The 11,602-nt window shown below is 26.7% G+C and carries 11 protein-coding genes; 4 read left to right on the forward strand and 7 right to left on the reverse strand.

All coding sequences use genetic code 11. From position 1 onward, the window contains the following. Positions 1-7: 7 nt before the first annotated feature. Both Q0K19_RS04525 and Q0K19_RS04530 read right to left on the reverse strand, forming a co-directional pair. The gene (locus Q0K19_RS04525) at positions 8-1,135 is read right to left on the reverse strand and encodes a hypothetical protein (RefSeq protein WP_297245769.1); all 1,128 of its coding nucleotides are present in this window, start codon (positions 1,133-1,135) and stop codon (positions 8-10) included. Further along, entirely contained in the window at positions 1,126-2,187 is a 1,062-nt protein-coding gene (locus tag Q0K19_RS04530; protein WP_297245771.1) for a DUF1385 domain-containing protein, read from the reverse strand. Before Q0K19_RS04530 ends, Q0K19_RS04525 begins: the two co-directional genes overlap by 10 nt. Before the next feature lie 116 nt (positions 2,188-2,303). On the opposite strand from Q0K19_RS04530, the gene Q0K19_RS04535 reads away from it, so the two are divergent. After that, complete coding sequence (locus Q0K19_RS04535) at positions 2,304-2,726, forward strand: hypothetical protein (RefSeq protein ID WP_297245773.1); 423 nt, start codon at positions 2,304-2,306, stop codon at positions 2,724-2,726. A 6-nt stretch (positions 2,727-2,732) separates the two neighbouring features. Here the strand turns inward: Q0K19_RS04535 and Q0K19_RS04540 are convergent, their stop codons facing one another. Together Q0K19_RS04540 and Q0K19_RS04545 are read right to left on the reverse strand one after the other, a co-directional pair. Next, the gene (locus Q0K19_RS04540) at positions 2,733-3,734 is read right to left on the reverse strand and encodes an NAD(P)H-dependent glycerol-3-phosphate dehydrogenase (RefSeq protein ID WP_297245775.1); all 1,002 of its coding nucleotides are present in this window, start codon (positions 3,732-3,734) and stop codon (positions 2,733-2,735) included. Positions 3,735-3,825: 91 nt separating this feature from the next. Continuing rightward, positions 3,826-4,386 (reverse strand): TetR/AcrR family transcriptional regulator, encoded by a 561-nt coding sequence (locus Q0K19_RS04545; protein ID WP_297245777.1) that lies wholly within the window; start codon positions 4,384-4,386, stop codon positions 3,826-3,828. Positions 4,387-4,532: 146 nt separating this feature from the next. Between Q0K19_RS04545 and Q0K19_RS04550 the strand changes: the two genes are divergently transcribed. Then, on the forward strand, positions 4,533-4,865 hold the full coding sequence (locus Q0K19_RS04550; RefSeq protein WP_297245779.1) for a PadR family transcriptional regulator: 333 nt from the start codon (positions 4,533-4,535) through the stop codon (positions 4,863-4,865). A gap of 24 nt (positions 4,866-4,889) precedes the next feature. Then, positions 4,890-5,882 (forward strand): hypothetical protein, encoded by a 993-nt coding sequence (locus Q0K19_RS04555; RefSeq protein ID WP_297245780.1) that lies wholly within the window; start codon positions 4,890-4,892, stop codon positions 5,880-5,882. Positions 5,883-5,931: 49 nt separating this feature from the next. Here the strand turns inward: Q0K19_RS04555 and treC are convergent, their stop codons facing one another. Both treC and treP read right to left on the reverse strand, forming a co-directional pair. Beyond that, positions 5,932-7,599 carry an alpha,alpha-phosphotrehalase gene (gene treC, locus Q0K19_RS04560; RefSeq protein WP_297245781.1) on the reverse strand — a complete coding sequence of 556 codons (1,668 nt, stop codon included), beginning with the start codon at positions 7,597-7,599 and terminating at the stop codon, positions 5,932-5,934. Positions 7,600-8,059: 460 nt separating this feature from the next. Next, positions 8,060-9,979: a PTS system trehalose-specific EIIBC component gene (treP, locus tag Q0K19_RS04565; protein ID WP_297245784.1), complete on the reverse strand. Its 1,920-nt coding sequence runs from the start codon at positions 9,977-9,979 to the stop codon at positions 8,060-8,062. Between the two features lie 169 nt (positions 9,980-10,148). On the opposite strand from treP, the gene Q0K19_RS04570 reads away from it, so the two are divergent. Next, the gene (locus Q0K19_RS04570; protein ID WP_297245785.1) at positions 10,149-10,868 is read left to right on the forward strand and encodes a nuclease-related domain-containing protein; all 720 of its coding nucleotides are present in this window, start codon (positions 10,149-10,151) and stop codon (positions 10,866-10,868) included. Positions 10,869-10,882: 14 nt separating this feature from the next. Here Q0K19_RS04570 and treR read toward each other — a convergent pair whose 3' ends face one another. Next, positions 10,883-11,593, reverse strand: coding sequence for a trehalose operon repressor (gene treR, locus Q0K19_RS04575; protein ID WP_297245787.1), 711 nt, complete (start codon positions 11,591-11,593; stop codon positions 10,883-10,885). Positions 11,594-11,602 lie beyond the last annotated feature (9 nt).

Here is an 11,602-nt window from a genome sequence, read left to right on the forward strand (position 1 = left end):
CCTTTTATTAAAATACACTATGAACAAATTCTTTAACAGCATTACCATTAATATTAAACTGCTCATTATTTATAGTGAAATATCCGTCTAATATGCCTTTGGTAGTTTCCATATCTATTTTACTAAATCCGCCAAAAGACTCATATAGATAATTTCCTGTAACTGTAAATACAAAACTAAAGCCTTCTTCTTTAGAATAATAATCTATAACATCTTTATATTCATGCGATTCAAAGTTTTTATATACATACCATTTATTTTTAAATAAGAATTTAATAATTCTTGAATTCTGTGATTCAGGCTTAGAGTCATAAATAAATACTGGAATTGGCTCTGTAGTATAAGAAGTATAAACTAAAGCAGCTGTTATATTATGAGCATATCTTGAAGGATTTCTTCCTACTGTATTAACCGCTATGACTGAACTTGTATCAGTTATAGCATTTTCACTTCCAGGAACAACTAAATATCCGCTTGGAAGTCCATAATAAAATGCTGTATATAATGCCCTATTATATTTCCAATTTACCATAGAAGCTGTGAAATTAGTAAATTTAAATGAAAACTCTGCATCAATCAAATTCTCTATAGAGGATTTGATATTTATTTTAGTATTATAAAAGTTTGGAATTTCTATGCTAAATTCACCAACATTTTTTCTAAATTGAGCCCTTACAAAATTATCATAAAAATCTAAAAAATCTTTTTCATTTTCTTTTATGATAAAAGATTGAGAATCACCATCAAATATATTAAAAGCATAATATGAGAAATACCTTTTTAATCCATATTTATAAAGTTTCCAAAATATTATATGATTATCATGAAACAAGTATAAATATAAATTTTCTACCATATCATCATTTATATGAATAGATTTTGGAATACTAGTAAAATCTCCAGTGTAGTAAATACCATTATTATTAGTAATAGAAACAGCATTGGCATCAAGTACAGGAGTATCACTTCTCATATATGCTTTTGAAGGTATTACTCTATAATTAATATGTGTAAATATAAGTATGAATAATAAAATAAATAAAGCTGCAGCTATAAGAACAATGTATTTTCTTATATAGCTTGAAGAATATTCATAATAATTATCATTTGCTATAAGCTTCTTTTTTATACGCATAATGTTTCTTCTGTTGCATTATCCTTTATATTATCATTATTTTCCAAACTCTTTTTAATATCAGCCTGCACTTCTTCTTCAGTTCTTTTTTCTATAGATGTATCTAATAATTTACTCAAAGCAAATAATGCTACTTCTATTTCATCATCTTGCGGTCTTCTAGTAGTTATTTTTTGAAGAGCTAAACCCGGAAGTATAGCAAGTCTCATAAGAGGGAAATTATAAAATTTAAATCCTAATTTCAATATTTCATAAGATATCCCTGAAACTATAGGAAGTAAAATTATATTAATAGCCAATACAGTTAAATTTCCAACTATTTTAGGCGGAGTATAAGAAGCATATATATATGTATATACAAAATAACTTGTAAACATATAAAGCAATATAGAAACTGTTAATACTAAAAACATAAATGTAGTACCGCATCTAGGGTGTATAGTTGTATAATCTCTAATGTTTCCTGTATCAGGATCAAGCCCATGTTCATAAGCATTAACAACCATATGCTCTGCTCCATGATATTCAAATACTCTTTTTATATCTTTAAAGAATGATATTATAAGAAGATATAAAACAAATATAGATAATTTTATGCAGCCTCTTACTAAATTAAATACAACAAAATTACTTTTCTCATCTATGCCAATAAGTGTAGTTATAAAATAAGGTAAAGCTATGAAAAGTCCCACAGCAAATGCCAAAGACACTAACATACTTAAAGTCATAGCTATATTTTCACTTTTTTCGGATTTAGGTTTATTGTCCTTTTTATTGTTTTCTTCTTCAAGGCCTGCAGTATTAGCAGAAAACACCAAAGTTTTATAGCCTAATCTCATCATATCTACAAAATTTACAACACCTCTGATAAAAGGCATTTTACTTAATTTGTTTTTATTTTCAGGAATGGCAGCCTTAATAAAATCTATTTGCTTATCAGGCTTTCTAACAGCTACAACATAATGACTTTTATTTCTAAGCATTATACCTTCTATAACAGCCTGACCGCCTACTCCTTCTTTGATTCTATTTTCATCTAATTGTTTACTCAAATTATACACCTCATCTATTTTAAAGTTAAAGTAAGATATATAATATACTAAATACAATATTCTTTCAAGCATAAAAAAAACTTGAATTTGTAAAAAAAATTTATATATTATATGATATGAAGTCCTTACCGATATTAATTATTAATTTTATAATTCTTGCTTTTATTTCATGCAAAAGCACAACTCCTCAAATGAAAGAAGTACAAGAAAAAGCACCAGTAAAAAAAGAAGAACAAGTACCAAAAGCAATAACTTTAAAAGATAGAGCCGGATATTATAAAAGTAAAAGTCCATATTTCACATTTGATGCTGATTTAAAAGAAAATGGATATGCTTATGTAGTATTGAAAGGCTGGATGGTTTATAGGGGCTATGTAAAAGTTGGAGACCCAGCATCTGAAGCTACAAAGTTTAGATTAGATATTGATAATATTACTTATGTCATATTAGAGTTTAAAGATTTAAACAATGCAAAAGCATCAGTAGTATTAAAAGAAGTAGTACAGCAAGTGCTGCCAATGAGTAAAGTACAAAAATAAATGCTATTAAAAGAATCCTTCGCTTTTAGCATCTTTGCTCATAAGTTCAGTTAAAGTATCTTGTATATTCGCATTATTAAAAAGTATATTGTATATAGCTTCTGTTATTGGCATATAAATATTATTCTTTTGAGCATATTCATAAGCTGCAGTAGTAGCATATACTCCTTCAGCAACCTGACCATGACTTTCAGCTATTACATCTTGATATTTTTTGCCCTTAGCGAGTTCTCTGCCTAGTCTATTATTTCTGCTTAGTCCGCTTGAACATGTAACTATTAAATCACCTATTCCAGAAAGTCCGTACATAGTGTCTATTCTAGCACCTTTACTCAATGCAAATCTCACTATCTCATGCAATCCTCTTGTTATAAGAGCCGCTTTTGTATTGTCTCCAAGTTTAAGCCCATCAACTATACCGCCTGCAATGGCTATTATATTTTTTAAAGCCCCGCCTATCTCAACACCTTTTTGATCAGTAGAGTTATATATTCTAAATTTAGGAGGTACTGTCAATGTATCTCTTACATATTCAGAAACACCTTTCTCCCCTCCCACAACAACTGCAGTAGGTACTCCTTTTGCAGCCTCTTCAGCATGAGAAGGTCCTGAAAGTGTTAATATAGATAAATCTCCTGATATTATGCTTCTTGCAACTTCGCTCATAGTTTTTCCTGTTTTTCTATCAAGCCCCTTAGTTGCAGATACTAATATTTGATCATTACTTATATAAGGCTCTATATTTGTGCATGCTTCAGCAAATGCAAATGATGGAGTTACTATTATTACTATCTCACTATCATTTACTGCATCACCTATATCCATAGTAAATTGTATGTTTCTATTTAATTCTATGTTTTCCAAATAATTATCATTTCTATATGAAGTGCTTAATAATTTATAACTGTCTTCACTATGTACCCATACTTTAACATTATGTTTTTCTGAAAATATATTTGCAAGGGCAAGTCCCCATCCGCCAGCACCTATGACTCCAACATTTATCATAATATACCCCATAATCCATTGTTTTTTAATATAGTATACACAAAAAATAACTATTATCAATACAAAATTGTAAAAATATTATGTAAACTCTTTATTTAAATGACTTTTCAAGTAAAATACATATATTATTAAGTAAATCTTCTTTATTTATCTTATTATTATCCTTAACCCAGCAGAATATTACAGAAACTAAAGCACCTGAAAAGAATTGAGAAGTTATTTTTGTATTTTCAATATTATCTTCTTTCATAGTTTCACCTAAATAGTCTATAAATATTTTGTGCAATGATGAAACGAATAAAATAGTATTATTATGATCTATTAATGATACATCGAAATATTGTTTATTATCATCAAAGTAATTAATAACCTTTTCTAATATTTTTCTATAATTTTTTTTGAAATCATATATTGAATTATCTTTCTTTAATTCTTTTATAATATCTTGTTTAATATCTTCTATAATTGCATTTAGTAATTCTTCTTTATTATTGAAATGATCATAAAATGTAACTCTATTTATCATAGCATGCTCGCATATTTCTGTTACACTTATGTCTTTTAATGAATTAGTTTTTAAAAGTTCTAGGAGTGATTCTTTTAATAATTTTTCAGTTTTTAATATTCTTAAATCTTTTTTGTTATTTTTCATAAATAATTCAAAATATTAGAAAATATATTTTATTTAAACAATATTACAATAAAAATAAAGTTTGTCAAAGAAAAATTATTTTTTAATCTTGATATATTGTGTATTACACAGTATAATATACTAAACAATATATAAAGGATTTAATATTGAACTATGATGATATAGTATCAAATTTGATGCAGGAACTAAGACGCGGAACTTTAATAATAGCAGTTCTAAGTCAATTAAAAAAAGAAGAATACGGATACAATTTGATTACTAAATTAAAAAAAAACGGCATCACTGTTGAAGCTAATACTTTATACCCTCTTTTGAGAAGATTAGAAAATCAGGGTCTTTTAAAAAGTGAATGGAATACCAAAGAGGATAAACCAAGAAAATATTATTCTATAACAAAAGACGGAAAAGAAGTTTTAAAAAAAGCTGTTCATCATTGGAAGGAATTTTCATCTAATGTTAATAAAATAATAGATGAATAAATTTTTTAATATATAGGAGTTTATATGATTGAAAATAAAGAAAATAAAAAGGCAGAAGATATTATTGAAAGATATATTTATACCGTTACAAAATCAATGCCCGATAAAATAAAAGAAGATGTTTCAAATGAAATAAGAACTCTTATTGATGATATAATAAAAGAAAGATTTTCAAACTCAGAGTATAAACTAAACGATATAAAAAATATTTTAATGGAAATTGGAAATCCTTATGAACTTGCATACAAATATGATACTGATTACAATAAATGTTTGATAGGATATCCATATTATATATATTATAAACTTGTATTAAAAATTGTATTATCTTCAACATTGCTTGGAATAGTAGTTTCATCAATAATTAATATATTTATAAATAATGAGGCTTTAAATTTTATTAATATAGCAAGTAATATTTTTACAGCATTGTTATTAGCATTTTCATTTGTAACATTAATATTCATATTTATTTCAAATAAGAATATAGATATTTCCAATATTACAATAGATTTTGATAATCTTCCAAAGCCTTCAAATAAAAAAAGGAATTTATATAATTCAATTATTAAAATATCAGCAGCAATTATATTTTTATTGCTTTTATTTTTATCTCCAAGTATTTTTTCAATAAAAATAAATAATGAATATTTTGCATTCTTTAATATAGACATTATAAAAGATACTTTTTTATTTCCTTTAATATTCATTTTAATGCTCATATCAAGAGAAATTATCAAAATGTTTTCAAATACATACAATAAAAAAACAGTTACTTTGTTTATTATTATTGATATAGTATCAGCTATTGCATCATCATTATGGCTATTATCATACAATGTAATTAATATTAATTTTATAAATGCATTAACAAAATTAGAATCAGCAAATTCTCTAGCTTTTAATATATTTAATAATTTTCAGTTGTTTTGTTTAATCTGTATATTATTTGCTTTAATTCTTGATAGCATATATGTTTTATTAAAATTAAAAAATAACCTTGCATATAAAGTCTAATATATGCAAGGTGTGATAATAAAAATTTATATGAAGGACAAATCTGCAATTATTTATTATTATATAACACTATAGATTCATAAGGTCTCAACTTTAAAGTATTATCAAGTACTGCCTCATCATAATTTGAAAGAAGGAATTTTGAACTCTTTATATCAAAATCAATATTACTTAAATTTATAGTACATTCATTACCGTAAAAATTATTTATTACTAAAAGTTTTTCATTATTATATTCTCTTATAAAAGCGAATACATTTTGATCGTCTTTTAATATAGGTATAGTTTTACCTTCTGAAATAACTTTATAATCTTTTCTTAATTTGATTAATTTTTTATAATGATTAAATATAGAGTTTTCATCATTAATATTATTTTCTGAATTAATCTCTTTATAATTAGAAATCACTTCTATCCATGGCTTAGCATTTGAAAATCCTGCATTCTCTTTGTCATTCCATTGCATAGGAGTTCTTGAATTATCTCTTGATCTACTTTGAAGTATTTTATATATTTCTTTTTCTTCTATACCATTATTTTTAAGTATATTGAAATAGTTTATTGACTCAACATCTTTGTACTGATTAATATTATTAAAATAAGCATTAGTCATACCTATTTCTTCGCCTTGATAAATATAAGGAGTACCTCTCAAACAATGCATAACTGTAGCAAGCATTTTAGCAGATTCTTTATGGTATTTTTTGTCATCTCCAAATCTTGATACTATTCTAGGCTGATCATGATTGCACCAAAATAAAGCTGACCATGCATTATTATCCTGCATTCCTTCCTGCCAAGAGAATAAAATATTTTTTAACTCTTGAAAATCAAAATCCATTAACTGCCATTTATCATTATTTTTATAATCAACTTTCAAATGATGAAAGCTAAATACCATACTAAGTTCATTTTCTTTTTCACCGGAATATTTAATGCAGTTTTCTATGCTTGTTGATGACATCTCGCCTACTGTGATAGCATTATCATATTTTCCAAAAGTATTTTTATTTAACTCTTTTAAATATTTATGTATATTGTGTCCATCAGTATAGAAACGTCTTCCGTCGCCTTCAAAATCATCTTCAAAAACTTCAGGCTTTGATATAAGATTTATAACATCAAATCTGAATCCATAAACTCCTTTTTTTATCCAGAAGTTAACTATATCAAAAATTTCTTTTCTTACTTCTTCATTATCCCAATTCAAATCGGCCTGACTAACATCGAACAGATGCAAATAATACTCATCAAATTTTTCTACATACTGCCAAGCGTTGCCTCCGAATTTAGATACCCAATTTGTAGGAGGTTCTTTTTTTCCGTTAACTACTCTGCCCTTTTTGAATATATAATAATTTTTATATTTTTCTTCTCCATTCATAGCCTTCTTAAACCATTCATGCTCTGTGGAAGTATGATTGAATACCATATCAAACATTATATCTATATTTCTTTTTTTGGCTTCTTTTATAAGTTCTTCAACATCTTCCATAGTTCCATAAGAAGGATCAACATTATAATAGTCAGCAACATCGTATCCATTATCTTTTTGAGGAGAAACGAAGAAAGGTGTACTCCAAATAATATCTACTCCTAAATTTTGTAGATAGTCTAATTTTGATATTATTCCTTTTATATCTCCAAATCCATCATTGTTGCTGTCCATAAAAGATTTTGGATATATTTGATAAACAACTTTATTTTTAAAATTCATAATTCATTCCTGTTTTAATTAGATTTATAATAAATTCTTGAGTTATACCTAAACAACTACATTTTGTCAATTTTGACATTTTTGCAGATGTATTATCAACTTTTTTGTTGTTCTTTTTTTATTGTTCTTTTTCCCGCCGCAAAAAGAACAATACGAAGTACGCCTGTGGCGAAAGTGCATGTATAAAATTAGTACTAAATAATACTAATCTTGTTTTACATGTAAGATAAAACATTAAATTTAGGCTAAAATATAGCCTTTTTGCTTCTTTGTGGCAACAAAAGAAGTGGGGGTTCGGGGGCTAGTCCCCGAAAATAATAAAAACATAAAAACTATTTTTTGACAAACTATAGTTATTTATGTATATAGTAAAAATTTTTAAGTTATAACGGCAGCTAATTAACATAATATTTAACTGCCGTGTATATAATAAAATCCTATAAATATTTACCCCGCTTTGTTATTTTATTTCTATAATTTTTCCTTCGCCGTTTTTTATTATAGTATTTTCCTTTAATAAATTAATTTTAGTTCCATCTGTAAATACAACAGGAGATACTAGAGATTTTCCATGATTTTTTACGTATTCTAAATCAACCTTAGCTATTTTGTCTCCTTTTTTTATTTTATCTCCCACTTTTACAAAAGATTCAAAACCTTCTCCATTAAGCTCTACAGTATCCATACCTATATGAATAAGTATTTCATTTCCGTTTGCAGTTTCTATACCATAGGCATGTTTTGTAGGGAAAACAGCTATTACTTCACCATCGCAAGGAGAAGTTACCATACCATCAGCTAATTCTATTGCAAAACCTTCACCCATAGCACCGCTTGAAAATGCCTCGTCTGCTATATCTGATAATTTATAAAGTTTTCCATTCATAGGTGAAACAAAATTATCATCATCTAAAGTTATCGCTTCTGCAGTTGATGTATTATCTGAAACAGTTTCTGTATTATCAGTTAAATCTTCTGGTTTTAATTTTTTCTTTCCTACTATGAGAGTTAATACTAATGGTATAGCTATAGCAAAAATCATAGCAACAGCAAACATTAACATATGCTTTGGCTGTATTGAAAGTATTCCCGGTATTCCGCCAATACCAATAGATGTAGCCATAACCTTAGAACCAACTGATATAATTGCAGCCACAGAAGAACCTATCAAACCGCATATAAATGGAAAACCATATTTTAAATTTACACCGAATAATGCAGGCTCTGTAACTCCTAAATAACATGATATAAATGCCGGTATATTTATTTGTTTAGCTTTATTATTTCTTTTCTGAAGTATAGACATAGCAACTACTGCAGAACCTTGAGCTATATTTGATAAAGCTATCATAGGCCATAGCATAGTACCGCCAAACTGACTCATAAGCTGCAAGTCAATAGCATTAGACATGTGATGAAGTCCTGTTATTACTAAAGGAGCATAGAAGAATCCAAATACACCAGCAAATAAAACTCCAAATTTTGATGTTAAGCCAGTATATACAACATAAGAAACAGCCTCACCTATTTTCCAACCTATAGGACCGACAACTGCATGTGCTATTATAACTGTTGGTATTAATGAAGCAAAAGGTATTATAACCATAGAAACATATTCAGGTACAATCTTCCTCCAAAACTTCTCTAAATAAACTAAAATAAATCCTGCCATTATAGCCGGTATAACTTGTGCCTGATAACCAACCATAGGCATTTTAAATATTCCGAAATCATAAAATTTAGAATCAACAGTACCAACCAAATAAGCATTAACAAGCTGAGGAGAAACCAATGTTATACCTAAAACAATACCTAATATTTGAGTAGTGCCCATTTTTCTAGTAATAGACCATGTGATACCTACAGGAAGGAAATGGAAAATTGCTTCACCTATTAACCATAAAAAATCATTTGTTCCAGCCCAGAACTGAGATATTTGAGTTAAGCTCTTTGTACCCTCTTCAAAAAATTTTATATCCGATATTACGCTTCTAAAACCTAATATAAAACCTCCGCATATAATTGCAGGAATAAGTGGTGAAAATATTTCGGCTATGTTAGACATTAAACGCTGCAAGAATGTTTGATTGCCTTTTGCTGATTCTTTTACAGCATCTTTACTTACTCCCTCTATTCCTGAAATCTTAACAAATTCATTATAATATTCTGAAACTTCATTACCTATTATAACTTGAAATTGTCCTGATTGAGTAAAAGTACCTTTAGTAGATTTTAAATTTTCAATAGCTTTAATATCTGCTTTTTTAGTATCTACCAAAACAAAACGCATTCTTGTAACACAATGAGTTATTGCTTTAACATTTTCTTTACCGCCAACATATTTTAATAATAAGGTGGCGTCTTCAGTGAATTTTCCCATAATATGCCTCCATAGCTTTTATATATTTCTATTATCATTAACTTGTACGTACATATTAACATATACGTACAAGTTTGTCAATTATCTTTTTATGATTTTTTATTAATTTTAATTATTGATAAATACTTATAGTAAGATTATAATTACATTATAGCGAGGTATTATAATTATGGGATTATTTAATTATTTGGCTTATAAAATTCTTGGAAATATATTCTACAGTGATTCACTTAAAGGAAAAATTGGAGAATTGGAAGTAGATAATGCTTTAAATCCATTATTTTTTGGTAAAGCAGAACATAGACAAATAAATAATTTAGTAATAATTGATGATAATGGAAAAAGCCATCAAATAGATCATATAGAAATAAGATCAAATGGTATATTTTGTATAGAAACTAAAAATTACAGCGGGCTTATATTTGGAAGTGAAAAAGATCAAAAATGGACTCAATGTTTAAGACATGGTAAAAAGAACTATTTTTATAACCCAATAAAGCAAAATAAATCTCATATATTTCATTTAAAAAGATTATTGGATAACAAATATAATGTTTATTCATTAATTGTATTTACTCAAAATAATGCTGATAAAATAAATATAAATAATGTAATTAATTTATACGATTTAAAAAATTATTTAAATAATTTTAATGAAGGAAATAATTATACTATTGATGAAATGAATTATATTTATGATAAACTAATATCAAATCACAATAATATTTCAAATTCACAACATATAAAAAATATAAATGATACTAAAGAAGAAATAAGCAATGGTATATGTCCGAGATGCAAAGGAAAATTAATTTTAAGAGAAGGTAAATACGGACAATTTTATGGATGCAGTAATTATCCAAATTGTAAATTTACGATAAAAAAATAATAGCAGTAAATTAATTATCTTCTTGCAAAATCTCTGAATTTAAATTTATCCGGTCTATGTCTTGCTGAAGTTATTTGAAAAACTCTGGTATCTGATAAAAAAGTCCTAGATTCTACATTTATTATCATATCATAATCTTTTAAATCTAAAAGTTTCTTATCATTATTATTTATTTTTTCACATGATATTTCTCTTTCAGCATATGATATTTTTAACTGAAGATTTTTTTCTATATGCTCGTATAAAGAGTCTTTTAAAATATTTTCATCTATAAACGGTATAATAGATGCATTGATAAAGTCTATATCAAGTATAATATTTTCTCCGTCTATATTTCTTATTCTCTCTATGGCCCATACTTTATCATCATCATTTAATTTCAATGCTTTTTTTACTAATGCATCAGGTTTTATGCATTCACATCTATGCACTATAGTTTCTACTTTTTTACCATACATTTTTGAAGCAACTTCTTTAAAACTGAATATTCCTCCAAATTCAAAATTATATATATTGGAATTAATAACTATAGAACCTTTGCCTTTATGTTTTTGAATGCATCCATTATTAGATAATAGCTGCAATGACTTTCTTATAGTATCCCTTGAGGCATCATATTCTTTCATCAAATCATATTCGCTTGGAAGTATATCTCCCTTCTTATAGTATCCAAATCTTATTTTATCCAGCAAACTATTATAAATTTCTTCGTATTTCGATGCCATATTAACCTC

Source organism: uncultured Brachyspira sp., from assembly GCF_944393015.1.
Classification (GTDB): domain Bacteria; phylum Spirochaetota; class Brachyspiria; order Brachyspirales; family Brachyspiraceae; genus Brachyspira.